This window comes from Pseudomonas sp. FW306-02-D09B (assembly GCF_058782685.1).
Window position 1 is genome coordinate 130276 of record NZ_JBYSXY010000012.1, and the last position, 24779, is coordinate 155054.

The 24779-nt window shown below is 61.1% G+C and carries 23 protein-coding genes; 14 read left to right on the plus strand and 9 right to left on the minus strand.

Features of this window, described 5'->3' with window-relative positions; genetic code table 11:
- Nucleotides 1-19 precede the first annotated feature (19 nt).
- Both AC3WK5_RS20040 and AC3WK5_RS20045 read left to right on the plus strand, forming a co-directional pair.
- A complete protein-coding gene (locus AC3WK5_RS20040) occupies nucleotides 20-673 on the plus strand; it encodes a GntR family transcriptional regulator (protein ID WP_103315636.1) in 654 nt (217 codons plus the stop codon).
- Nucleotides 674-688: 15 nt separating this feature from the next.
- A complete protein-coding gene (locus AC3WK5_RS20045) occupies nucleotides 689-1540 on the plus strand; it encodes an urea carboxylase-associated family protein (RefSeq protein WP_054596320.1) in 852 nt (283 codons plus the stop codon).
- Between the two features lie 46 nt (nucleotides 1541-1586).
- Here the strand turns inward: AC3WK5_RS20045 and AC3WK5_RS20050 are convergent, their stop codons facing one another.
- Nucleotides 1587-1754, minus strand: coding sequence for a DUF2897 family protein (locus tag AC3WK5_RS20050; protein ID WP_007931351.1), 168 nt, complete (start codon nucleotides 1752-1754; stop codon nucleotides 1587-1589).
- A 120-nt stretch (nucleotides 1755-1874) separates the two neighbouring features.
- Nucleotides 1875-3242, minus strand: a complete 1368-nt coding sequence (eat, locus tag AC3WK5_RS20055; RefSeq protein ID WP_103315637.1) for an ethanolamine permease — start codon at nucleotides 3240-3242, stop codon at nucleotides 1875-1877.
- A 399-nt stretch (nucleotides 3243-3641) separates the two neighbouring features.
- Here eat and kdpF point away from each other — a divergent pair, with 399 nt between their 5' ends.
- The 6 genes from kdpF (at nucleotide 3642) to AC3WK5_RS20085 (ending at nucleotide 11821) form a co-directional block, all read left to right on the plus strand.
- Complete coding sequence (gene kdpF, locus AC3WK5_RS20060) at nucleotides 3642-3731, plus strand: K(+)-transporting ATPase subunit F (RefSeq protein ID WP_019692955.1); 90 nt, start codon at nucleotides 3642-3644, stop codon at nucleotides 3729-3731.
- 8 nt (nucleotides 3732-3739) lie between these two features.
- Nucleotides 3740-5434 carry a potassium-transporting ATPase subunit KdpA gene (gene kdpA, locus AC3WK5_RS20065; protein WP_103315638.1) on the plus strand — a complete coding sequence of 565 codons (1695 nt, stop codon included), beginning with the start codon at nucleotides 3740-3742 and terminating at the stop codon, nucleotides 5432-5434.
- 11 nt (nucleotides 5435-5445) lie between these two features.
- Nucleotides 5446-7524 carry a potassium-transporting ATPase subunit KdpB gene (gene kdpB, locus AC3WK5_RS20070; protein WP_103315639.1) on the plus strand — a complete coding sequence of 693 codons (2079 nt, stop codon included), beginning with the start codon at nucleotides 5446-5448 and terminating at the stop codon, nucleotides 7522-7524.
- A gap of 211 nt (nucleotides 7525-7735) precedes the next feature.
- Nucleotides 7736-8281: a potassium-transporting ATPase subunit KdpC gene (kdpC, locus tag AC3WK5_RS20075; RefSeq protein ID WP_103315640.1), complete on the plus strand. Its 546-nt coding sequence runs from the start codon at nucleotides 7736-7738 to the stop codon at nucleotides 8279-8281.
- A gap of 141 nt (nucleotides 8282-8422) precedes the next feature.
- Complete coding sequence (locus AC3WK5_RS20080; protein ID WP_103315641.1) at nucleotides 8423-11074, plus strand: DUF4118 domain-containing protein; 2652 nt, start codon at nucleotides 8423-8425, stop codon at nucleotides 11072-11074.
- 48 nt (nucleotides 11075-11122) lie between these two features.
- Nucleotides 11123-11821 (plus strand): response regulator, encoded by a 699-nt coding sequence (locus AC3WK5_RS20085; RefSeq protein ID WP_103315642.1) that lies wholly within the window; start codon nucleotides 11123-11125, stop codon nucleotides 11819-11821.
- Nucleotides 11822-11969: 148 nt separating this feature from the next.
- Here AC3WK5_RS20085 and AC3WK5_RS20090 read toward each other — a convergent pair whose 3' ends face one another.
- Nucleotides 11970-13007, minus strand: a complete 1038-nt coding sequence (locus AC3WK5_RS20090; protein WP_103315643.1) for a patatin-like phospholipase family protein — start codon at nucleotides 13005-13007, stop codon at nucleotides 11970-11972.
- A gap of 224 nt (nucleotides 13008-13231) precedes the next feature.
- On the opposite strand from AC3WK5_RS20090, the gene AC3WK5_RS20095 reads away from it, so the two are divergent.
- The 3 genes from AC3WK5_RS20095 to AC3WK5_RS20105 all read left to right on the plus strand — a co-directional run bounded on the left by AC3WK5_RS20095 (nucleotide 13232) and on the right by AC3WK5_RS20105 (nucleotide 15295).
- On the plus strand, nucleotides 13232-13510 hold the full coding sequence (locus tag AC3WK5_RS20095) for a hypothetical protein (RefSeq protein WP_054596327.1): 279 nt from the start codon (nucleotides 13232-13234) through the stop codon (nucleotides 13508-13510).
- Nucleotides 13511-13607: 97 nt separating this feature from the next.
- Entirely contained in the window at nucleotides 13608-14375 is a 768-nt protein-coding gene (locus tag AC3WK5_RS20100) for a CHAD domain-containing protein (protein ID WP_103315644.1), read from the plus strand.
- Nucleotides 14376-14497: 122 nt separating this feature from the next.
- Complete coding sequence (locus tag AC3WK5_RS20105; RefSeq protein WP_103315645.1) at nucleotides 14498-15295, plus strand: acyl-CoA thioesterase; 798 nt, start codon at nucleotides 14498-14500, stop codon at nucleotides 15293-15295.
- A 5-nt stretch (nucleotides 15296-15300) separates the two neighbouring features.
- Here AC3WK5_RS20105 and AC3WK5_RS20110 read toward each other — a convergent pair whose 3' ends face one another.
- The 3 genes from AC3WK5_RS20110 to AC3WK5_RS20120 form a co-directional block, all read right to left on the minus strand.
- Entirely contained in the window at nucleotides 15301-15663 is a 363-nt protein-coding gene (locus tag AC3WK5_RS20110) for an Mpo1-like protein (protein ID WP_103315646.1), read from the minus strand.
- Nucleotides 15664-15892: 229 nt separating this feature from the next.
- Entirely contained in the window at nucleotides 15893-17374 is a 1482-nt protein-coding gene (locus AC3WK5_RS20115) for a methyl-accepting chemotaxis protein (RefSeq protein ID WP_103315647.1), read from the minus strand.
- Nucleotides 17375-17483: 109 nt separating this feature from the next.
- The gene (locus tag AC3WK5_RS20120) at nucleotides 17484-18290 is read right to left on the minus strand and encodes a TatD family hydrolase (protein WP_103315648.1); all 807 of its coding nucleotides are present in this window, start codon (nucleotides 18288-18290) and stop codon (nucleotides 17484-17486) included.
- A 234-nt stretch (nucleotides 18291-18524) separates the two neighbouring features.
- Between AC3WK5_RS20120 and AC3WK5_RS20125 the strand changes: the two genes are divergently transcribed.
- The 3 genes from AC3WK5_RS20125 to AC3WK5_RS20135 all read left to right on the plus strand — a co-directional run bounded on the left by AC3WK5_RS20125 (nucleotide 18525) and on the right by AC3WK5_RS20135 (nucleotide 21042).
- Nucleotides 18525-19946 (plus strand): MltF family protein, encoded by a 1422-nt coding sequence (locus AC3WK5_RS20125; RefSeq protein WP_103315649.1) that lies wholly within the window; start codon nucleotides 18525-18527, stop codon nucleotides 19944-19946.
- A gap of 103 nt (nucleotides 19947-20049) precedes the next feature.
- Nucleotides 20050-20484 (plus strand): DoxX family protein, encoded by a 435-nt coding sequence (locus AC3WK5_RS20130; protein ID WP_103315650.1) that lies wholly within the window; start codon nucleotides 20050-20052, stop codon nucleotides 20482-20484.
- A gap of 249 nt (nucleotides 20485-20733) precedes the next feature.
- Complete coding sequence (locus tag AC3WK5_RS20135) at nucleotides 20734-21042, plus strand: hypothetical protein (RefSeq protein WP_054596335.1); 309 nt, start codon at nucleotides 20734-20736, stop codon at nucleotides 21040-21042.
- Nucleotides 21043-21056: 14 nt separating this feature from the next.
- Here the strand turns inward: AC3WK5_RS20135 and greB are convergent, their stop codons facing one another.
- Genes greB through AC3WK5_RS20150 form a run of 3 tightly spaced genes read right to left on the minus strand, consistent with a single transcriptional unit; the run spans nucleotide 21057 to nucleotide 24779 of the window.
- The gene (greB, locus tag AC3WK5_RS20140; RefSeq protein ID WP_054596336.1) at nucleotides 21057-21554 is read right to left on the minus strand and encodes a transcription elongation factor GreB; all 498 of its coding nucleotides are present in this window, start codon (nucleotides 21552-21554) and stop codon (nucleotides 21057-21059) included.
- 34 nt (nucleotides 21555-21588) lie between these two features.
- The gene (locus AC3WK5_RS20145; protein WP_103315651.1) at nucleotides 21589-24093 is read right to left on the minus strand and encodes an ABC transporter permease; all 2505 of its coding nucleotides are present in this window, start codon (nucleotides 24091-24093) and stop codon (nucleotides 21589-21591) included.
- Nucleotides 24093-24779, minus strand: coding sequence for an ABC transporter ATP-binding protein (locus tag AC3WK5_RS20150; protein ID WP_103315652.1), 687 nt, complete (start codon nucleotides 24777-24779; stop codon nucleotides 24093-24095). Before AC3WK5_RS20150 ends, AC3WK5_RS20145 begins: the two co-directional genes overlap by 1 nt.

Below are 24779 nucleotides of genomic sequence, written 5' to 3' on the forward strand. Positions count from 1 at the left end.
CAATCCTGAGGCGATGAGTATGAGTAGCGGACTGTCCCTGGCTGACCACATCACACTGGAGTTGCGCGCCGACATCATTGGCGGTCGCTTGCTGCCGGGGCGGGCGTTGGTGGAAGGCGATCTGGTGATTGCCTATAACGCCTCGCGCAATACCATCCGCGAAGCGCTGCACCGCTTGGGGCAGGAGGGCCTGACCCTTTATGTTCGAAATAAAGGCGTGATGGTTCGCCAGCTCGGCGCCGATCAGCTGCGCGACCTGTTCCAGGTCCGACGTACGCTGGAGCTACAGGCCATCAGCGCCAGTCGACCGCTGCGCGAATACCAATCCGATCACATGATCGACGCCATTGAAGCCGCGCAGTTGGCCCGCGAGCGTGAAGACTGGCGGGCTGTCGGCACCCACAGCCTGCGTTTTCATCAACACATTGTCGGTTTGTTACGCAGCCCGCTGTTCGATGAGTTCTTTACCAATGTCGTTGCGCAACTGCGCCTGGTGTTCAGTGCGGCACCTGACGAGCCCCGCTTCCAGGCGCCCTGGCTTGAGCGCGACCGGCACATTCACGACTTGCTGGTCGAGGGCGACAAGCCCGGCGCTTACGACGCCTTGAGCGACTATCTCGACGATTCCGAACAGCAATTGCTTGAGTTGTTCAACCATCCTTCCCGTCATTGATCGAGGACTCATGCCATGTACAAAGACTATCCCGCGGCTTATCAGGTCAGTAAGGGTTCGGCGTTGCAGGTCGATAAAGCCTTCTACGAGCGGATCCGCGATACACCGGCCGGGCGCACGCTGATCGAGCAATTCGAAGTGCCGATCCGCACCGGCCGCGCCTGGCATGTACCGGCGGGGCATGTGTTTCGTGTGACCACACCCGTGGGCCCGCAAGTGGGAGACTTCAACGTCTGGAATGCCAACGACCCGCGCGAACGGCTGTGGGCTGCGCGGACCCGGCAATTGCAGGGGGCTCATGTCAGCACCCATGACCGGCTCTGGTCGAACCTGCCTTTTCTGCGGCCGCTGGTGACCATCACTGACGACAGCCTGGCCAACTATGGCATCGACGAACACGGTGGACGTTTGCACGATCTGCTGGGCACGCGCTGCGATCCCTATGTGAACAAAATGCTCACCGGCGAGGATTTCCATCACCACTGCCATTCGAACCTGACCCGCGCCGTGTTACCTCACGGTCTGACCGAGTTCGACGTGCATGACGTGCTGAACATTTTTCAGTGCACGGGGCTCAACCACGATGACATGTACTTCATGAAGGCCTGTCCGGCGCAGAAGGGCGACTACCTGGAGTTCTTCGCCGAGATCGATCTGCTGTGTGCATTGTCGACCTGCCCGGGGGGCGATTTGTCGTTGCCGATGTGGGGGCCGAATGCGCAGGATCCGCTAAGTGTCTGCCGGCCGCTGGGCGTGGAAATCTATCGTTTGGAGGAGACGTTGCTCAAAGGCTGGAGCCAGCCAGAACGGGCTGCGTACAAGGGGCTGCACGGCTTGCATATCGCCAAAGCCGAGTGGGAGAAATAGAGAAGTTTTTGTGGCGAGGGAGCAAGCTCCCTCGCCACCGTTCAGATCAACGATCTTGCGCATCCTTGGCGTCCGCTTCGGCGTTGCGCTCAGCGACGCGTTTACGTTGCTCATCGGTCAATTCCACTTTGTTCGCGGTGTCGCGCAGCATCATCAAGCCACCGACGATCGATCCGATAGCAACCACCAGAATCAACCAGGCATACCAAGGCATAGGGTTCTCCTTAAGGACAGGTGTTGGCGCGAATGGTTTCGCGTCAACGCCGTGCCTATCCATTTTGAGTCACGGCGTTTCTCTATGGTTCCATTCTAGGCCTGTTCTGCCTGGGGCACCTCATCTAAGACCGGTCAGCATCGCGTCCGCTGGTGCATCGGCACGCAATTGCGCTGTCCGCAGGAAGTAGACAAAACCGACCGCCATGAAGCCGAGGAAGATCGCCCCGATCAGCGCGTTGAACCAGGCCATTGCTACCAGGCAGACCACTGCCAATGCCAGGGCAGTTGCCGGTACCAGTGGATAGCCGGGCGCACGGAAAGTCCGTTCCAGATTCGGTTCGGTTTTACGCAGTTTGAACAGACTGAGCATGCTCATGATGTACATCACGATAGCGCCGAATACCGCCATGGTGATCATCGCGGCGGTCAGGGTCATGCCGCCGAGGTTGATCAGCCCGTCGCTGTAAATGGCCGCGATGCCGATCAGGCCGCCAGCGATGATTGCCCGGTGCGGTGTCTGGAAGCGTGACAGCTTGGCCAGGTAGGCCGGCAGGTAGCCGGCACGGGCGAGGGCGAAGAATTGTCGTGAGTAGCCAAGGATGATCCCGTGAAAACTCGCCACCAGCCCGAACAGACCAATCCACACCAGCATGTGCAGCCAGCCGGAGCTTTCACCGACCACGGCTTTCATCGCTTGCGGCAACGGGTCGTTGATGTTCGCCAGGGTCCGCCAGTCACCCACGCCGCCAGCAAAGAACATCACGCCCATGGCCAGCAATACCAAGGTCAGAATGCCGCTGATGTAGGCCTTGGGAATCGTCCGTTTCGGGTCCTTGGCTTCTTCGGCGGCCATGGCCGCACCTTCGATGGCGAGGAAGAACCAGATAGCGAAGGGAATAGCCGCGAACATCCCGGCAATGGCCGGTGCGCCGAACGCATCGGCGCCGGCCCAACCATTGAGCGCGAAGTTGCTGAAGCTGAACGCCGGGGCGACCACGCCCATGAAGACCAGCAACTCGATGACTGCCAGCACACACACCACCAGTTCGAAGGTTGCCGCCAGTTTTACGCCGAGGATGTTCAGGCCCATGAATACGATGTAGGCGCCGACCGCTGCATGTTTCGGGTCGAGGGCGGGGAACTGCACGTTGAGATAAGCGCCAATGGCCAGGGCAATGGCCGGAGGTGCGAAGACGAACTCGATCAACGTCGCCAGGCCGGCGATCAGTCCGCCTTTTTCACCAAAGGCGCGGCGACTGTAGGCGAAAGGGCCGCCGGCGTGCGGGATCGCCGTAGTCAGTTCGGTGAAGCTGAAAATGAAGCAGGTGTACATGGTCGCGACCATGAGAGAGGTCACCAGAAAGCCGAGAGTCCCGGCTACGCCCCAGCCGTAACTCCAGCCAAAGTACTCGCCGGAAATCACCAGCCCGACCGCGATCCCCCATAAATGCAGGGTGCCCAACGTCGGTTTGAGTTGTGTGTTCATGCGTTTCTCCCGCTGCGATTTGGAAAAGCCCGTGGAGGGCGTGTGCAGTGGGCGTGCCATGTCGATTTGTTAGGTCGTAAAGCGCAGAAAGCTGTCGTATCGAGGATGTTCGCTGCGGGATGTGCGCTTTTTGTGCGCCAGTTGAGGGCGGTGGTGATTCATATGACGCCATCGCGGGCAAGCCACGCACCCACAAGGATTGTGTGAAACCTGTGGGAGCAAGGCTTGCCCGCGATGGGGCCGTTCCTGACACCACTGAAATCTGGCCTGTAACCCCCACGTAAAGCCACTCTTTACGCTTTCTTTATGCCGCGCCCAACCCCTCGGTCTCGTTCCTTTACAGCCTTCCTGCGGACAATTGCGCCACACGCGGCAGTTGCCGTACGACGGAGAAATTCCATGAGTGTTCTGGACGGGGTGTCCCTGCTGTTGGCGGTGGGACTGTTCATTTATCTACTGGTTGCGCTGTTGCGCGCGGATCAGCACTAGGAGCGGCTATGCACAGTTATGACTATTGGCTGATCCTCGCCTTCTTCGCCGTGGTGCTGATTCCGGCACCGTTCCTGGGAAGGTTCTACTACAAGGTGATGGAAGGCCAGCGCACCTGGCTGACGCCGATCCTCGGGCCCGTGGAACGCGGTTGTTATCGCGTGGCCGGGGTCGACCCGCAGAGCGAACAGAGCTGGCAGAAATACACCCTGGCGTTGCTCGCGTTCAACCTCGCGGGCTTTTTGCTGTTGTTCACGATCCTGTTGTTTCAGGACTATTTGCCACTCAACCCGCAAAACCTGCCGGGGCAGGAGTGGACACAGGCGTTCAATACCGCCGTCAGCTTCATGACCAACACCAACTGGCAGTCCTACAGCGGTGAGGCGACCCTGAGCTATCTGAGCCAGATGATCGGCCTCACCGTGCAGAACTTCGTCAGCGCCGCCACCGGCCTGGCTGTTCTGGTTGCCTTGTGTCGCGGCATCGGTCGCAAATCGGCGCAAACCCTCGGTAACTTCTGGGTCGACATGACCCGCGCCACCCTCTACGGACTGCTGCCGCTGTGCCTGTTGCTGGCGCTGTTCCTGGTCTGGCAGGGCGTGCCACAAACCTTCGCTCATTATGTGAATGCGCTGACGATGCAGGGTGTGGATCAAGTGATCCCACTGGGTCCTGCCGCCAGCCAGATTGCGATCAAGCAATTGGGCACCAACGGCGGTGGCTTCTTCGGCGTCAACTCGGCGCACCCGTTTGAGAACCCGACGGCCTGGAGCAACCTGTTCGAAGTCACGTCGATCATCCTGATCCCGGTGGCGCTGGTGTTCACCTTCGGCCATTACGTCAAGGACCTGCGTCAGAGCCGGGCGATCATCGCCTGCATGCTGGCGTTGTTCCTGATCGGTGGCGCGGTGTCGCTGTGGGCTGAATACCAGCCGAACCCGACCCTGAACAACGTTGCGGTCGAACAGACTGCGCCGCTGGAAGGCAAGGAAGCACGCTTCGGTACCACGGCGACCGTACTCTGGTCGGTGACTACCACCGCAGCCTCCAACGGCTCGGTCAACGGTATGCATGACAGCCTCAACCCGCTGAGCGGCATGGTCGCGCTGATCAACATGATGGTCGGCGAAGTGATCTTCGGTGGCGTCGGCGCCGGCCTCTACGGCATGTTGCTCAACGTGCTGATCGCGGTGTTCCTCGCCGGCCTGATGATCGGACGTACACCGGAATACCTCGGCAAGAAACTGCAAGCCAAGGAAGTACAACTGTTGGTTGTCACCTTGCTGGTGATGCCGGTCGGCGTACTGGTGCTGGGTGCCATTGCGGCGAGCCTGCCTGGCCCTGCGGGAACGATCAGCAACCCCGGTCCCCACGGTTTCAGCCAGTTGCTATACGCCTACACCTCCGCCAGCGCCAACAACGGTTCGGCATTCGCCGGCCTGAACGCCAATACGCCATTCCATAACCTGATGCTGGGCCTGGGCATGTTGATCGGGCGTTTCGGCTACATCCTCCCGGTACTGGCCCTGGCCGGCAGCCTGGCGATGAAGAAAACCGCGCCGATTGGCCAGAACAGCTTCCCGACCCATGGCCCGCTGTTCGTGACGTTGCTGACCGTGACCATATTGCTGGTGGGCGGCCTGACGTTCCTGCCGACCCTGGCGCTGGGTCCTATCGCTGAACACCTGAGCTTGGGCTTCTGAGGGATTTGATGATGAATATGCCCGTTCGTGTATCGAAAAAAGCCGCGCCACACGCTGTGTCGGCACAAGCTGTCGAACAACCGAAAACCGCGATCTCGGCCCTGTGGCGGCCGGCGCTGGTGCAAGCCTTCGTCAAGCTCGACCCTCGGCAACTGAAGCGCTCGCCGGTGATGCTGGTGGTCGAACTGACCGCGATCCTCACCACCGTGTTGTGTGTGATTCCAGATCCGGCAGTGCCGACGTTTGTCGCGGCACAAATCGCCCTGTGGCTGTGGTTCACCGTGTTGTTCGCGAACTTCGCCGAAGCCTTGGCTGAAGGTCGCGGCAAAGCTCGTGCCGACAGCCTCAAGGCCGGCAGCGAAGGCTTGAGCGCTCGGCGTAAGAAAGCCGATGGCAGCTTTCAGGTAGTGCCAGCGGTCAGCCTGCGCAAAGGCGATGTGGTTCGCGTCGAAGCCGGCGAGATGATTCCCGGTGACGGCGAGGTGATCGAAGGTATTGCCGCGGTCAACGAAGCGGCGATTACCGGTGAATCCGCACCGGTGATTCGTGAGTCCGGCGGTGACCGCTCGGCGGTCACCGGCAACACTCGACTGGTGTCTGACTGGTTGCTGGTGCGCATAACCGCGAACCCCGGTGAATCGACGCTGGATCGCATGATCGCCCTGGTAGAAGGTGCCAAACGCCAGAAAACCCCGAACGAAGTGGCGCTGGATATTCTGCTGATCGGCCTGACCATGATCTTCCTGGTGGTGGTCGTGACCTTGCAGCCGTTCGCCCACTTCGCCAACGGCAACCTGCCGCTGGTGTTCCTGGTGGCGCTGCTGGTGACGCTGATCCCAACCACCATTGGCGGTTTGTTGTCGGCCATCGGTATCGCCGGCATGGATCGTCTGGTGCGGCTGAACGTGATCGCCAAATCCGGCCGTGCGGTAGAAGCGGCGGGCGACGTGCATGTGTTGCTGCTGGACAAGACCGGCACCATCACCTTCGGTAACCGTCGCTGCACCGCGATTTATGCAGCGCCGGGCGTCAGTGCCAAGGAACTGGCGGAAGGTGCGCTGTTCGCTTCGCTGGCCGACGACACCGCCGAAGGCAAGTCGATCGTCGAGTACCTGCGCGGACTTTATCCACAGGCTGAACCGTCCACCGAGGTGCTGACCGTTGTGCCGTTCAGTGCCGAAACCCGCTTGTCCGGCGTTGACTATCAGGGCCGCGTCTACCGCAAGGGCGCGGTGGATTCGGTGCTGGCCTTCATCGGCCTGACGCGTGCCGAGATACTGCCGGCGATGTCCCGGGAAATCGACAAGATCGCCCAAAGCGGCGGTACCCCGCTGCTGGTGTGTGCCGAGGGTAAGTTGCTCGGTGCGATCCACCTCAAGGACGTGGTCAAGCCGGGCATTCGCGAGCGTTTTGCCGAACTGCGCAAGCTGGGGATTCGCACGGTGATGGTGACCGGCGACAACCCGCTGACCGCGGCGGCGATTGCCGCTGAAGCCGGTGTCGATGACGTGTTGGCCGAAGCGACACCAGAGAAGAAACTCGCCCGCATTCGTCACGAGCAGAACGACGGGCGTCTGGTCGCCATGTGCGGTGATGGTGCCAACGATGCGCCGGCACTGGCTCAGGCTGACGTCGGCATGGCAATGAACGATGGGACGCAGGCAGCGCGCGAAGCGGCGAACATGGTCGACCTCGACAGCGATCCGACCAAGCTGCTGGACGTGGTGCAGATTGGTAAAGAGTTGCTGGTGACGCGCGGCGCGTTGACGACGTTTTCCATCGCCAACGACGTGGCCAAGTACTTCGCCATCCTGCCGGCGCTGTTTGCCTCGATCTACCCGCAACTGGGCGTGCTGAACATCATGCATCTGAGCAGTCCGCAGAGCGCGATTCTCTCGGCCATCGTCTTCAACGCCTTGATCATCGTCGGGTTGATCCCGCTGGCCCTGCGCGGGGTACGCGTCCAGGCCGCGAGCGCTGCACACCTGCTGCGGCGCAACCTGTTGATCTACGGCGTGGGCGGCATCGTGGTGCCGTTCGTGGGCATCAAGCTGATCGACATGCTGCTGACTGCTTTGCATTTGGTTTGACGGTGGGCCTGGAGGCCGGGGCTTTTGTGGCGAGGGAGCTTGCTCCCGCTGGGCTGCGAAGCGGCCCCACCCCGGGCCACCGTGTTTATTCAGGCACACCGCATGTACCGCGTTTACGACTGCTGCGCAGCCGAGCGGGAGCAAGCTCCCTCGCCACAGGCGGTGTGTACCTCCCACGCTGATGAATATTCTCCGATTCGAGGGTTTTGAAATGTCTTCTATGATCCGTCCAGCGTTGAGCCTGCTTGTTTTGATGACCCTGATCACCGGCGTCGCTTATCCACTGGTGGTGACCGGTGTCGCCCAGGTCGCGTTCCCTGATCAGGCCAATGGCAGCCTGGTGCGTGACGCCGATGGCAAGGTGCGCGGCTCGTCCTTGATCGCCCAGGACTTTGTCGGTGATGCGTGGTTCCATCCACGGCCATCGGCGGGCGCATTTGCGACCGTCTCGAGCAGTGCAAGTAACCTGGCACCGAGTAATCCGGCGCTCGCGACCCGGGTGATCGACGATGCCAACAAACTGCTGGTGCCTGGCCAGGGGCCGGTGCCGTTGGCGTTGCTGACCACCTCTGGCAGTGGCCTCGATCCACACTTGCCTCCGTCGGCAATTGCCTATCAACTGTCGCGGGTTGCGGCGGCGCGCAATCTGCCGATATCGACGGTCGAGCAGTTGATGAATGCACACATCGAGCAGCCGCTGGTAGGACCGCCGGTAGTGAATGTACTGGAACTGAACATCGCGCTGGAAAAACTGTAGAACCGCGGTGGTGCCATTCGCGAGCAAGCCCGCTCCCACATAGGATCTTCAGCGTTGACAAATCTAGTGTGGGAGCGGGCTTGCTCGCGAAGGCGGCCGCACAGCCACTACATCAATATCTGAAAAAAGAGAGCTTCAAGCATGAGCGACTCCGGCCGAGCCGACGCACTGTTAGCAGATTTACCCCGCGATGGTCGTGGCCGGCTCAAGGTTTTTCTCGGTGCCGCGCCTGGCGTCGGTAAAACCTACGCCATGTTGCAAGCCGCCCACACTCAGCTGCGCCAAGGCGTGAAAGTCATGGCCGGGGTGGTGGAAACCCACGGTCGGGCGGAAACCGAAGCGCTGCTCGGCGGCTTGCCGCAGTTGCCGTTGGTGCGCTCGGAATACCGTGGCGTGATGCTCGAGGAAATGGACCTCGATGGCCTGCTCAAGGCCAAGCCAAAACTGGTGCTGGTCGACGAACTGGCTCACAGCAACGCCCCCGGCAGTCGCCACGCCAAGCGCTGGCAGGATATTCAGGAGCTGTTGTCAGCCGGCATCGACGTGTACACCACGGTCAACGTCCAGCATCTGGAAAGTCTTAATGATCAGGTGCGCGGGATCACCGGTGTGCAAGTGCGCGAAACCCTGCCTGACTGGGTGCTGCAAGAAGCCTACGAACTGCTGTTGATCGACCTGCCGCCGCGCGAGCTGCTCGAGCGGCTGCGTGATGGCAAGGTTTATGTGCCGGAGCAGGCGCGAGCGGCGATCGATGCGTTCTTCACCCAAACCAACCTCACGGCACTGCGCGAACTGGCGATGCAAACCGCGGCGGCGCAGGTCGATGATGACCTCAGTCGCGGCTACCGACAGTTGGGTCAGGCGGCACCGGCCGTGCGCGGTCGCTTGTTGGTGGGGGTCGATGGCGATGCCCAGGCCGAGCGTCTGGTACGGCATGCCAGTCGGGTCGCGCAGCGTCGGCATTTGCCGTGGAGCCTGGTGCATGTGGACAACGGCAGCGTGCGCGACGAGCAATCGCGTTTGCGCCTGCAAAGCGCCCAGCAATTGGCTGAACGGCTGGGCGGCGAAGTGGTGCTGCTGCGCGCTGGCGAAGTGGCGAAAACCCTGATTCAACACGCCACCGAACGGCGTGCCAGCCTGCTACTGGTCGGTCAGTCGCGTCAGCGTTGGCGTCGTCGACTGTTCGGCGGCGGCTTGGCCTCACGCTTGTTGCGCAATGCCCGAGGCCTGGAAATCAACGTCCTCGACAGCGATGAACAACAGCATCAACCGCGTCAGCGTTCGGTGCATTCGTTGGTCTGGTTCGACTATGCGCTGGCACTGTTGGCGACGGTGCTGGCCAGCGCTTTGGCGTGGGCGGTGTCGAGTATTTTGCCGCTGCCGAATATCTCGCTGGTGTTCCTCGCGGCGGTGTTGCTGGTGGCGGTACGCAGCAGCCTCGGGCCGGCGCTGGCGTGTGCGGCGTTGTCATTTCTGACCTACGATTTCCTGTTCATTCCGCCGACCTTCTCCTTTGCGATTCAGCGTGAGGAAGACGTGTTGACGCTGCTGTTTTTCCTGCTGATGGCGGCGCTCACCGGCAACCTCGCGGCGCGTCAGCGGCGACAACTGGAAGCCTTGCGCGACACGCAGCAAGAGACCAGCGAACTGCTCGACCTGTCGCGCAAGCTCACCGCCGCCACCGACCGGCAAGCGGTGATCAGCGCGGCGGCGACGCATCTGGTCGGCTGGAACGATCTGCAATTGTGTCTGGTTAACCGTGACGGGCAGGGCGGCTGGAAGGTCGAAACCGGTGGCCCGCTGCAGTTTTCCGAAGCCGAGCGCGCTGCCGCCGACTGGGCCTGGCAGCACGATCAACCGGCCGGCATGGGCACCGGCACATTACCGTTCGGTCGCTGGTGGTGGTGGCCGTTGTCAGTCGACGACGGGCCGTTGGGCTTGCTCGGCGTTTGCCCGAAAGAGGGTCAGCAGCTCAGTGGTCAGCGGCGACGCTTGCTGACTGCATTGAGTCAGCCGCTGGCTCAAGCGTTGGCCCGTGCGCAGTTGGCCGACGACCTTGAGGCGGCACGTTTGCACGGTGAAACCGAGCAATTGCGCAGTGCTTTGCTGGCGTCGGTGTCCCATGATTTGCGCACACCGCTGACGTCCATGCGCGGCAGCATCGACAGCTTGCTGGCGCTGGGCGAGGCGATCCCGCTGGAAGATCGCCGTGAGTTGCTGGAAGGCACCCGCGATGAAGCCGAACGGCTCGACCGCTACATTCAGAATTTGCTGGACATGACGCGCCTGGGCCACGGCGCGCTGAAGCTGGCGCGCGATTGGGTGTCGCCGGCGGATATCGTAGGCAGTTCGCTCAACCGTTTGCGTGCAGTGCTGGCGCCGTTGCAGGTGAGCACCGATGTGCCGGGCGCGTTGCCGTTGCTCTATGTGCATGCAGCATTGATCGAGCAGGCACTGGTGAATGTGCTGGAAAACGCCGCACGCTTTTCGCCGGCCCATGGCCGTTTGCAGCTGAGTGCCGGTGCCAGTGACAGCGAGCTGTTTTTTTCCGTGAGTGACGAGGGCCCGGGCATTCCCGAGGAGGAACGCGCGAAGATCTTCGACATGTTCTACACCGCCGCCCGTGGTGATCGGGGCGGGCAGGGCACCGGGCTGGGTCTGGCGATCTGCCAGGGCATGGTCGGCGCCCATGGCGGGCGGATCAGCGTCGCCGATGGTATCGGTGGGCGCGGCACCTGCATCACCATTCATTTGCCATTGCAGGAGCAGCCGGGGTTTGAAAGTGAAGCCTGACGCTGCCTGCGCTACTCTCTCGCCACTTACTTTGCCTGATTTGAAACCATGAGCCAGACCACGACCATTTTGGTCATTGACGATGAACCGCAGATCCGCAAATTCCTGCGCATCAGCCTGGCCTCCCAGGGCTACAAAGTGCTTGAAGCCGGTACCGGCACCGAGGGCCTGGCCCAGGCTGCGCTGAACAAGCCGGATTTGCTGGTGCTCGACCTCGGCCTGCCCGACATGGACGGCCAGCAAGTGCTGCGCGAATTCCGTGAATGGTCGACAGTGCCGGTGCTGGTCCTGTCAGTGCGCGCCAGCGAAGGGCAGAAAGTCGAGGCGCTGGATGGCGGCGCCAACGACTACGTGACCAAGCCGTTTGGCATTCAGGAGTTTCTGGCGCGGATCCGCGCCTTGTTGCGGCAGGCTCCAGCGGGTGAAGCCCAGGAAGCGGCGCTCAAGTTCGGCCCGTTGACGGTCGATCTGGCGTACCGGCGGGTATTGCTGGACGGTGCCGAGGTGGCGCTGACCCGCAAGGAGTACTCGGTGCTGGCGCAACTGGCGCGCCACGCCGGGCGGGTCATCACCCAGCAGCAGTTACTCAAGGATATCTGGGGCCCAACCCATACCGAAGACAGCCATTACTTACGGATTGTGGTCGGGCATCTGCGTCAGAAACTGGCGGATGACCCGACCCGGCCGAGGTTTATCCTGACCGAGGCGGGGGTAGGGTATCGGCTATTGAACGAGGGCAGTCTGTAGTCCTGTGTCGTTTGGCCAATCGCTATCGCGGGCAAGCCTTGCTCCTACGGATTTTGAGTCGGCCGCACGATTTGTGGATGGCATCAATACGTAGGAGCAAGGCTTGCCCGCAGTGGGGCCGGAACATCCGGCCAGGATTTGGAGGGGGTCAATCGCGCTCATTCTCGTACCGATCCATGGTATCCCGGGCAATCTCCCGTCCCAGCGCGATCAGCTCCGGCGCCTTGTAGAACTCGAAAAACCGGCAAACCCGCTTTGGCACGTTGATCAGGATGTCCGGTGGATAACCGGCGATCTTGTATTGCGCCAACGACGTTTGCATCACTTCGAAACTTTGGTTGATCAAGTCCAGCAACGAGGCTGGGCCAACGTTGTCGATGATAAATGAGCCCGTGGCCGATCTCGGCGCCCCGTCGCCTTCCGGGGCGGCAGCGGGTTGTTGCGCTTCGGGCTCGGCGGATTCGATCCAGGGGTTGATTTCGGCGGCTTCACTGCGCAGTGCTTCCTGTTCCAGAAGCAGCAATTGTTCGGCCTGTTTGCGGCGGAACGGCAGGCGTGAACCGAGCGAGTTGAGCAGGTTGTCGAAGCGGCTTCTGAACGCGGCAGGGCGCTGGATCACTGGCAACTGATAGTGCCGCTGGTTGGTCGCGTTGAGGTTGACCGCAATGATCAGGTCGCAATGGCTCGAGACCACTGGAACAATCGGCAGAGGATTGAGCAGGCCGCCGTCGACCAGCATGCGATTGCCTTGCATGACCGGCGTGAACAGGCTGGGGATCGCCGCCGAGGCGCGCATAGCCTGGTGCAGGCAGCCTTCCTGGAACCAGATTTCCTGCTGGTTGGTCAGGTCGGTGGCGACGGCCGTGTAGGGGATGCGCAGGTCTTCGATGTTGATCTCGCCGACAATCTTGCGGATCTGCCCGAAGACTTTCTCGCCGCGTATCGCCCCAAGACGAAAGCTCACGTCCACCAGGCGCAGTACATCAAGGTAATCCAGGCTCTCGATCCAGTCGCGGTAATCGTTGAGTTTGCCGGCGGCGTAGATACCGCCGACCACCGCGCCCATGGAGCAACCGGCGATACAGGCGATGTCATAACCGCGTCTTTCGATTTCCTGGATAACTCCGATATGGGCATAGCCTCGGGCGCCACCTGAGCCCAGCACCAATGCGACACGCTTTTTCATGACTCGCCCCTTCATCAAACAGGCTTCAACAATGCACCCATTGAGGGGCGTGCTTCAATCATGCTGACTCTGAGTCAGGCCATTAGCGTCGTTTTTTTGATACTCAATAACGGCACATGAGTATTCTCGCGGGCGCTATAGTTTCCATGGGTGGACCAAGGCACTTTTTGCAGCATTGGCCGTCTTACCTGCACGATTGTTTTTTATACCTTGAGGAATCATTGATGAAAGCCTGGATCTGTCTGCCATTGATCGCGTTGGTGCTTGCCGGTTGCGCGGGAAAATCTGCTTACCGCGACAGTTGCGGTAGTCAACTGGATGCCGCCTGGCAGGAGCTGGACATTGCCAAGGCCGAAGGTTTCGCTGGTACCGTGAGTTACTCCAAGGCGCTTTCGCTGCTGACCGGGGCCAAGACCCAGCAGCAGTTCGAGGCCTACGAGGGCTGCACTAAAAAAGCCGAGAAAGCACGCTTCTATATTCGCGAATCCCGCGCAGGGCGTTGAATTCACAATGATCTGACGCAATGTCGGCACCCGGTTTTACCGCCAGCATGAGCGTAAACTTGCGATCTGATGCTGGTTGTCGACTTGGGAGAGAGCGATGTCTGCGTTGGTGAATCGGTTGGTGGCCAAGGTGTTGGGGCTGGAAGTGCGATTGCTGGCCTGCCAGGCGCGCTTGAGCGCCAGCACCGACCCTGAAGCGCTGCATGACTTGCGCACAACGGTTCGCCGTTTGCGCAGCTTGTTGCGGCCATTGCGCGGTTTGCCCGGTGTCGAACAACTGGAAGCAGCAGCGGCGGGTGTTGGAAGCCTGACCACGCCGCTGCGCGACCGAGAAGTGCTGGCGGCGTACTTGCTGGCACACGGTCAAGCAGACGCGGCCAAGCGCCGAATGGTGCAAATGGCGCAGGCCTATCCGGCTGTGGCCGACAGCCCGGAATTGGCGCAGCTATTGATGATTCTCGATGCATTTCCACGCTTTTTGCGCGCCTCCCAACGTCAAGGCTTGCTCAAGGGGTTGCGTACGCGCATCGAGAAACGCCTGGCCAAACAATGGAAAGCGCTGGATGTGGCCCTGCACGATCCCGCGCATGACCGCCATCGTCTGCGGCTGTTGATCAAACGCGTGCGCTATGCGATCGAAGCCTACCCGGAACTGGATCGCTTGCCCAAAGCTGCCATGCGACGTCTCAAATCGGCACAGGAAGCGCTCGGCGACTGGCACGATTGCTGGCAATGGTTGGCCCGTGCCGAGCACGAGCCCGACTTGCTGCCTTGTGTGGCCGTCTGGCGAGCAACCATGACCAAGGCTGAAGGTCGCGCCGATCGGGTGCTCGACAAACTCATATCGGCTTGTTTCAAAGCCTGACGCGGATTGCTTTTCGTCGCCGTTGGCGGCCTATCTGTCAGCCTCTTTGGCCGGAATAGGTGCTGTACAGGCGCTGCTGGCTGGTTAAGATCCTTCGATCCTTTCCCAGCCTTGAGGTTTCCATGCGTTTTTCCGATTTGCTCGACGCCGTGCGCAGTTCGCCGCATGAGCTGTCTATTCCGGCGGAATGGGCCCAGGGCCGCGCCAGTTTCGGCGGTCTGGTCGCCGCGTTGCAGTACGAAGCCATGCGCGCGAAAGTCCCGTCGGATCGCCCGGTGCGTTCATTGGCGATCACCTTTGTCGGCCCGGTCGAACCCGGTGTGCCCGTGAGTTTTGAGGTGGACGTGCTGCGCGAAGGCAAAGCGGTCAGCCAGGTGCTGGGGCGAGCCGTGCAGAACGGCCAGGTGGTGACCCTGGTTCAGGGCAGCTTTGGCGCTTCGCGTCCTTCCGAAGTCGAGGTGGTGGCCGCGCCCGCGCCAGAGATGAAACACTGGGACGATTGCCAGGAATTGCCCTACATCAAAGGCGTGACGCCCGAGTTCATGCGCCATCTGGCGATGCGTTGGAGTGTCGGCGGTTTGCCGTTCACCGGTAATAAATCCCGGGAGATGGGCGGCTGGGTTCGCTTGCGTGGCGACGTCAAGGAAGAGCCGGTCACCGAGGCGCACATTCTGGCGCTGGTGGATGCCTGGCCTCCGGCATTGTTGCCACACCTGAAGAAACCGGCGGCGGGCAGCACGCTGACCTGGACCATCGAGTTCGTTCAGCCGTTGCTGGCGTTGAGCACGTTGGACTGGTGCAAATATCTCGTGGAAATCGAACATGCCCGTGACGGATATGGCCACGCCGCCGCAGCGCTGTGGAGCGCTGAAGGGCAATTGATTGCGTTGAGCCGGCAGACGGTGACTATTTTCGCGTAAGACCTTCAGCGGTGATGGCGTTTGCGCCAGGCGCGCCACCAGCCACCGCTGAGGACAAAACGCGGGAACGTCAGGAATTGCTCGACCAGCAAGCGCGACACCGCATCTTTGCGATCACTGAACGGCTCGGAGGCTAGCGCCTCCAGGCTGTGGCCGTGGCGTTGCAAGCCAAGTGCGGCGAGCAGGCCGACGACGCCAATGGCGACGTTCAGAAAACTCAGGCCGAACACCCCGGAAACGATCAGTAGAAACGCCACGATGAACAGCGGCACGGCAATCAGGTGCAACACCAGATTGGTCGGGTGCTGGTGGTTTTGCGGGTATGCACGCCATTGCCAGGCGGGAAGGTTGGGGTGACGTTTGCCCATGTGGGGAATCCTCGATCCGTGTTGAACACATGATTGAAGGATAGGTGGGGCGGCGGTCGTCGGCGAATCAAGGTTGGCTATCGGTGCGATAGGGGGGCATGGTTGATATTGATGTTGACCGGTATGGCGCTATCGCGGGCAAGCCTTGCTCCTACGAATTTAGACTCGTCCACGCATCGCGCAGTTGGCCCCAAATCTGTGGGAGCAAGGCTTGCCCGCGATGGGACCCTCAAAGTTTCAGTTGCCCGATCGCCTTGCTCAACTCACCCGCCAGCGTTGCCAGTTCATTGCTGGTGGTCGCCGAATCCACGGTCTGCTGCACGGTGTTCACGGTGACGTCACGGATGCTCACCACTGCGCGGTTCATCTCTTCTGCCACCTGGCTCTGCTGTTCCGCCGCCACGGCAATCTGGGTGTTGCTTTCGCGCATCTGCGCCACTGCGCCGGTGATCTCTGCCAGTGCGGCGCCAGCTTCTTGAGCCTGCTGCACACAGTCATCGGCCTTGAACGAGCTTTCCTGCATGAAGTCCACCGCATCCCGTGTCCCGGCTTGCAGCGCCGAGATCATGCTGGTGATTTCATCAGTAGAGGTCTGCACACGCTTGGCCAGATTGCGCACTTCATCGGCGACCACCGCAAAGCCCCGGCCCATTTCCCCGGCGCGTGCGGCTTCGATGGCGGCGTTCAGGGCCAGCAGGTTGGTTTGCTCGGCGATGCTGTGAATCACACTGACCACGCCGTTGATTTTCTGGCTGTCTTCGGCGAGACGCTGAATCATCTCGGCGGTTTGCTGCACCCCGCTGGAGAGTCCGGCGATGGACTGTTGTACCCGGATGACCACTTCCTGGCCGCTGCCGGCTAGGCTGTCGGCGGTTTGCGAGAGGTCGCGAGTGGCGCCGGCATGTTGGGCGATGTGATAGACCGTGGCCGACATCTCATTGATCGCGGTGGCGGCCTGATCGGTTTCGCTTTGTTGGCCGAGCATGCCGTGGCGTACCTCGTTCATGCTGGCGGCCAGACGCGCCGCGCCGATATCCAGTTGGCGGGCAGTATTGGCCACGGTGTTGACCACGCGTTGGTAGCCGGCCTGCATGGCGTTGAAGGCGCTGGCCATCTGGCCCACCTCATCGGTGCAAGCCAGCGGTACGCGAGCCGACAGGTCGCCGGTTTTTTCGACGTGCAGCATCACGTCCTTGAGGGTGTTGAGTTGGGCGAGCAGAAAACGGATCAACAATTGTGAGGCGCCGAGCATCGCCAGCATCAGGATGAACACGGCTGCCGCATAGTTGGCGAATCGTTCGCCGAACACCTGACTCAAACTCGGGCCATAGGCCAGAACGGCGATCTGCTCGCCGTTGGCACGCGCTAGCACCTCGGCACCGATCAACGGGTTCTCGCCAAACAGCGGCATGTCATTGATGTCGACCCAGCCGTTGGCGTTGTTCAACTCGGGCAATGGCTGTTGGTTCAGCAGGGGAGTCTGGCCTTTGCCGAAGCTCAGGAAATGCTTGGCTTCAGGCAAGGCCTGGCCGACCGGCCAGTTGCTGATCAGTCGCGCTTGAGCAACGGCCGACTGCTGTGAGGCCTGGTTGCGCGCTTGTTGCTCCAGTTGCACGGCATACAGCACCAGCAGCAGGGTGGTGACGAAGGCGACCGCGTTGACCGCCCAGAATTTGTATTTCAGCGAAATGTTGCTAAGCCAGGCACCCATGGAGGTCTTCTCTGATAGCGGAAACAGTATTGGCAAGGTGCCAGCATTGTGCCGCTACTCAGCGAAGGGCTTTTTGATGTGGATCAATGATGATCCTGGTGTAGCGGGTTCAATCAACCGACGGCAACCCGAAAAACGCTCGCGCACACGCGGTGCTGTGAGCCGCTACGTCTTCCAGGCTTTCGCCACGATGCAAGGCCACCTCACGCAGCACTTCGGTCAGATACGCCGGTTCATTGCGCCCGTTCTTGGGTTTGGGGCGCAAGCTGCGGGGCAACAGGTACGGCGCGTCGCTTTCGAGCATCAAGCGCCCAGGCGCAATCTCGCGGACTAGCGGGTGCAAGTGAGTGCCGCGACGTTCGTCACAGATCCAGCCGGTGATACCGATATGCAGGTCGAGGTCCAGGTAGCTGAACAGCGCCCGCTTCTCGCCGGTAAAGCAATGCACCACGGCGGCCGGTAGCTGGTCGCGGTAGTCGCGCAGGATTTCCAGCAGGCGCTGGCTGGCGTCGCGTTCATGGAGGAAGACCGGCAGTTGCAGTTCGACGGCCATTGCCAGGTGCTCTTCGAGCACTTTTTCCTGTTGCGGACGCGGCGAGAAGTCACGATTGAAATCCAGCCCGCATTCGCCGACCGCCCGCACGTTTGGCTCCTTGAGCAAACTGCGCAAGCGCTGAGCGCTGTCGGCATTCCAGTCACTGGCCGAATGCGGGTGGATACCGGCGGTGGAGAACAACCGCTGGCCGGTTTCGTCCAGTTGCTGGCACAACTCCAGGGCCTGTTCACTGCCTTCGACACTGGTGCCGGTCAGTACCAATTGGCAGACGCCAGCGGCATACGCGCGATCGAGTACCGCCTGGTGTTTGTCGGCAAAACCGGGGTTGGTCAGGTTGACGCCGATATCGATGAGTTGCATGGTGTGACCCTAGGCCTGCGGCCGGAAAGCATACCAGAGCTGTAGATTTATAATAAAAACGAAGAACTACAAAGAGTTAAAGCTGTCTTTTGATGCCGGAAGAGAGCTTCGACGAGCCAGATGGCCGTCGCGGCTGCGCTCTTTCGCACTCTGCCAGCGCTCCAGGCGCTCTGTTTCTGTCGACCCACGGCTCGAAATATCGAGACGTTGGACAGTATTCTTTCCGGAGAACGGATGACACGACTCCAGGTTTTGCTAGTGCTGTGCTTGTCGATGCTGCTGCCGATGCCGGCCGTTGCGCGGTTGGCGGGTCCCTTGGAAGCCGTTCAGTCGGGCAAGGTCCGCGATCTGGCGGAAATCCGCGGCAGCCGCGTATTGCGGGTGCTGGTCAATCAGAGCCGGAACAGTTCCGGCGAGGTCCAGGGCCAGGCCATCGGCGTTGAATACCATCGCCTGCGAGCCTTCGAACAGTACCTCAATGGCCATGCCCGTGACGGCCAGGAAATCTCCCTCAAGATCATCCCCAAAGCCAAGGATCAATTGCTCGGCGCGTTACAGCGCGGCGAGGGTGACCTGGTAGCGCCGGGGGAGTTGCTCGATGCGCAGTCCGCACACGCGGTCAGTACCAGCGAGCCGATAGGTGCAAACGTGCCATTGCTGCTGGTGGGGATCAAGGGCGAGCGCCGCTATACCCGGCTTGAACAACTTTCCGGTAAAACCCTGGCGCTGCCCGCCGGTAGCACGGCCGGTGAGGCAATCAACCAGATCAATCAGAAGCTGGCGCTGCACAAACTGCCACCGGTCAAGGTCGAATGGGTCGACCCGAGCCTGGCGGTCGAAGACGTGCTGGAGATGGTGCAGGGCGGGATTTTCCACCTGACCATCGTCGAGCAACCGATTGCCGAGCGCTGGGGCAAGATCCTGCCCAAGCTGCGTTTCGATCGGCAGGTGGTCATCAGCGAGCCGGGCAAGGAGTACTGGTTCGTCCGTCGTGACGCATCGATGTTGCGAGCGAGCATCGATCGCTTCCTGCAAACCTATAAAACCCCGTCCGATGAGGATGTGGCTTTCCTGCGTATTTACCGACGCCTGTATCAGGTTCACTACCCGCTGGATCGCGCTGACCGTCAACGTCTTGAGAAGCTGCGCCCGGTCTTGCAAAAGCACGCCCGAGAACAGGGTATGGACTGGTTGAACCTGGCGGCGCTGGCGTTCAAGGAATCGGCGCTGGAGCCAAGCGCCCGCAGCGGCAGTGGCCCGACCGGGTTGATGCAAATTACCCCGTCGGCGGCGCAGCGGGTCGGGGTCAATAACATTCAGTCCGTGGACAACAATGTGCAGGCCGGGGCCAAGTACCTGGCGCTGATCCGTCGCAAGTTTTTCGCCAGCCCCAAGCTCAATGAGCGTGAGCGCATGGCTTTCGTTCTGGCGGCCTACAACCTTGGGCCGGAACGTGTTCAAGGGATGCGTGCCGAGGCCCGGCGCCGGGGCTTGAACCCCAATCAGTGGTTTTTCCAGGTCGAGCGCATTGCTATGGAGCAGGTGGGAATGGGTCCTGTCAGCTATGTTAATAGTGTGAATAAATACTTTTTGGCATATGACCGGGAGCGGGAGTCATTGGAGCCTCAAGGTCAGAAAGTTGTCTCACGTAAATGATCGACTAAACTGATTGTTATGGCGGGTTTTTTGCGCTTTTAACATTATGTTTACTGATTAATATAGCGGTCAACCAACACACACTTACACTGGATGACATAGCATGAGCACACTGATCAACAAGGTACTGTCCACCCGCGCTGGCTACGGTCTGACCATTATGCGGATCTTCGTCGGCCTCATCTTCGCTGCCCACGGTTCACAGAAGCTCTTCGGCATGTTCGGCGGTTATGGCATTGCCGGCACCGCGCAGTACATGGAAAGCATCGGCCTGGCACCGGGTCACCTGATGGCGATCCTGGCGGGTGGTACCGAGTTCTTCGCCGGTCTGGCGCTGGTCATCGGTCTGCTGGCACGCCCGGCAGCGCTAGGGCTGGCCTTCCTCTCACTGGTCGCGATTTTCTCGGTGCACATTCACAATGGATTGTTCATGGCCAACAACGGCTATGAATATGCCCTGACCCTGCTCGGTGTCAGCATCGCCGTACTGATCGAAGGCGCAGGCAAGTTGTCGGTAGATCGTGCCATCAGCGGCTAACCGCTCTGACTCAACCAAAAGACCCGCATTGTGCGGGTCTTTTTTTGTTGCGCGAGATTCTTGACACTGTCCTGTCGGCTTCTCTAGGATGCTTGCCATGCGCCGATTTAAACAGCTACTTGCGGGGCGCCAGGTAACTCATCCAGTTGCCGATAGAAGCTTGAAACAGGCTTCGAAATACCGCTAAAGCGCTGGTTCGGTGTTGCCTCTCACCTGCCATGCAGACTTTTGAGGCCGAGACACGACACGATGAATGCACTACGCCCCCCAGTACGTCCTGCGCCGATTACGGCACACCCGACCCAGCGCAATCCAAAAATCCTCCTTGGCGGTAATCATCAGCCGACCCTGTTGCGTTATCTCGATGGCTGGCCACGTCGTACCGGCGGCCCTGCAGCGTTCCTGATCCAGTTTGTCGAAGACGGCGAATCGCTGGCGCGCTTTGCCAGCGACAGCTTCGATCTGGCGGTGATCCAGTCACCCAGCGCCGAAGACGCGCCCGAAGTGATCAGGCAGCTGACGCGTGTTGCTCGCCAAGGGTTGATTACCCGTCGCTGAGGTCTTGCCGAGATTCAGGGATAGTCGATTGCGACGATATACACGAACTGCTCGCCAGTAGGCGTCTGAACCTGGACTTCGGCATCCAGCGCTTTGCCGATCAAGGCCCGCGCCAGCGGTGAATCGATGCTGATCAAGCCTAGTTTGAGATCAAGTTCATCCGGGCCGACGATGCGATAGCGCGACTCTTTGCCGTGTTCATCTTCGATGGTCACCCAGGCCCCAAAGTAGACCTTGTTCGGGTCACTGGGTTTTTCGCTGACAACCTTGAGCGCTTCCAGCCGCTTGGTGAGAAACCGCACGCGGCTGTCGATCTCGCGCAGCATCTTTTTGCCGTAGGTGTACTCGGCGTTTTCAGAGCGGTCGCCCTGCGCAGCAGCCTCGCTGACCGATTGGGTCACCTGGGGGCGGCGTACATGCCAGAGCTCATGGAACTCGGCACGCATCCGCGCTTCGCCCTCAGGCGTGATGAGGGCGGTGCCGGCGGTGCGAGGAGGGCGATAGCGGCTCATTGCGGTTTCTTTTGGTCAGGAGGCATCAAGTTTATCAACCCTCGCGCAAGACTGTCAGGGGGCTGGCATTCAGCGCCCGACGAGTGCCGAACACGCCCGCGCCGCCGATCAGCAGCGCCCCAATCACCGGCAACCACAGCAGCCACGGATGCGGATGCCAGGCCAGATCGAACGCATAGCGGTAAAGCACCAGGCTCACCAGTTCCGAGCCCAGCGCCGCGAGTAAACCGCTGACGGCTCCGAGCAAGCCGAACTCGATCCGCCGCGCCTTGACCAGCAACGGCCGTTCGGCGCCCAGCGCACGTAGCAGCGCACCTTGGCGAATACGCTCATCGAGCGTCGCCTGCAAGCCGGAAAACAGCACTGCCATGCCGGCCGCGAGCACGAACAACAACACGTACTCGACCGCCAGCGTGACTTGCTCAAGGATGCTGCGCAGCTGCGCCAGCAAGGCTTCGACCTGCAGAATGGTCACCGCCGGGAACGCTCGCGCCAGGTCGATGATCTGTTGGTCATGACCTGCCGCCAGGTAAAAACTGGTCAGGTAAGTAGCCGGCAGGTCTTTCAAGGTGCCGGGCTGGAAGATCATGAAGAAGTTCGGCTGGAAGTTGTCCCAGTTGATCTTGCGCAAGCTGGTAACCTGCACCTCGCGGTTGACCCCGCCGATGCTGAAAACCAGATGATCGCCGAGCTTGAGCTTCAGGCTCTCGGCCACTTTGCCTTCCACCGAAACACCGGGTACATCGCCTGTCGGCTGCGCAGACCACCAGCTACCAGCCGTGATGCTGTTGCCGGCGGGCAGGTCGGCAGCCCAGGTCAGGCTCAGATCGCGCTGGATGGCCCGATCACCTTCGGTGTCCTTGCTGACGATGCCTTGCACCGGTTCGCCGTTGATGCTGATCAGCCGTCCCGGCACCACCGGGTACAGTGGCGCGGATTGGGCAGAGAGCTCGATCAGTCGATCGGTGAAGGCCTGTTTGTCGGCGGGCAAAATATTCAGTGCGAAGTAGTTGGGGGCGTTTTTTGGTAACTGGTTTTGCCAGGTATCCAGCAATTCACCGCGCAGCAGGGCGATCAGCGCCATCGACAATAGAATCAAGCCGAAGGCCAGCGATTGTCCCGCCGCCGCCAATGGGTGACGCAGCAATTGGCCCAGACCCAGCCGCCACGGCAAGGACGCACGGGCCAACAGGCGCCGCAGGCTGTTGAGTACCAGCAGCAACAGGCCGCCGAGGACCAGTGCGGCGATGACACCGCCACCGAGCAGGGCGAAGGTCAGCAGCAGGTCCAGGCTCAAGCGCCACATGATCAGGCCCAAGGCTGCCAGTGCGGTGCCGTAAACCATCCAGGTGCTGGAAGGGATTGGCAGTATGTCGCGGCGCAGTACCCGCAGCGGTGGTACGCGACCCAGTGCCGCCAGTGGCGGCAGGGCGAATCCGGCGAGTGCTACCAGTCCGGTGCCGATCCCGGCGACGGCCGGCAGCAGCCCGCCTGGCGGTACATCGCTGGGCAGCAATTCACCCAGCAAGGCGAACAACCCCAGCTGCGCGAGCCAGCCGAGGAGGGCGCCGCTGAGGCTGGCCAGCAGGCCGAGTACAGTCAGTTGTACGCTGAACAGCAGCAGGGTTTCCCGACGCGATAAACCCAGGCAGCGCAGCAGCGCGCTGGCGTCGAAGCGGCGGGTGGCGAATCGGGTCGCCGAGAGCGCCACGGCAACGCCGGACAACAGCACGGCGACCAGGCTGGCCATGTTCAAGTAACGTTCGGCTTTGCCCAGCGCACCGCCGATTTGCCGGTTGCCATCGCGGGCGTCCTGCAGGCGCTGGTTGGCGGCCAGCCCCGGTTTGATCAGCTCTCGATAGGTTTCCAGGGCCGGTGCCGTGCCGCGCCAGAGTTCGTGGTAACTGACCCGGCTGCCGGGCTGGACCACACCGGTGGCCGCCAGGTCGGCGAGATTGATCATCACCCGGGGCGTGAGGCTGTAGAAATTGCCGGCACGGTCCGGTTCATAGGTCAGCACACGAGTCAGGTGCAGAGTTTTCATGCCGACGTCGATGGTGTCACCGACCTTCAGATTCAGTGCCGTCAGCAGGCGCGCTTCGGCCCAGGCTTCGCCCGGTTTCGGACTTCCACCGGCCTCTTCGGGAGCGAACGGCGCGGGCGCGCTTTTCAGTTGGCCGCGTAATGGATAGACCCCGTCGACCGCTTTGATGCTCGACAGCTGAATGCCGTTGTCGGTGGCGATGACGCTGGAAAACTCCACCACTTGGGCGTGTTGCAGCCCCAGCTCCTTGCCGGATTGAATTTGTTCCGGGCGCGCGGGCGAGCTGCCTTCCAGCAGCATATCCGCCCCCAGAAACTCGGTGGCGCGCAGCAGCATGGCGCCGTTCAGGCGGGCACCGAAATAGCCGATGGCGGTACTCGCCGCCACGGCGACCAACAGGGCGAAGAACAACACCCGCAGTTCTCCGGCGCGGGCATCGCGCAGCAATTGGCGAATGGCGAGACTGAACAGGCGCAACAGCGGCAAACGTACCATCAAGGCTCCAGAGGGGCGACGACCAACAGGCCGGCTTCAAGGCGGATCAGACGGTGGCAACGGTGTGCCAGGCGTTCGTCGTGGGTCACCAGGACTAGCGTCGTGCCGCTTTCTTTATTGAGTTCAAAGAGCAGGTCGCTGATGTGCTCGCCAGTATGCGTGTCGAGGTTGCCGGTAGGTTCGTCGGCAAACAGCACGTCGGGTTCGGCGGCAAATGCCCGGGCGATCGCCACGCGCTGTTGTTCGCCACCGGAAAGCTGGCGCGGCGAATGGCTCAGGCGTTGGCCCAGGCCAACGCGGCGCAGCAGTTCGGTGGCGCGTTCGCGGGCGTCTTTGCGGCCGTCCAGCTCGAGTGGCAACATGACGTTTTCCAGGGCGTTGAGGCTGTCGAGCAACTGGAACGACTGGAACACGAAGCCGACGTGCTCGGCGCGTATCCGCGCGCGCTGGTCTTCATCCAGATTGCTCAGGGCTTGCCCGGCAAGGGTGACTTCGCCGCTGCTGGGCAGGTCGAGACCCGCCAGCAAACCCAGCAGGGTAGATTTGCCGGAGCCGGAACTGCCGACGATGGCCAAACTGTCGCCCTTGTTCAGTTCCAGGTTGAGTTCGTGCAGGATGGTCAGTTCACCTTCCGCGCTGGGAACCACTTTGCTAAGGTTCCGCGCAGTGAGAATGCTTGCGCCCAT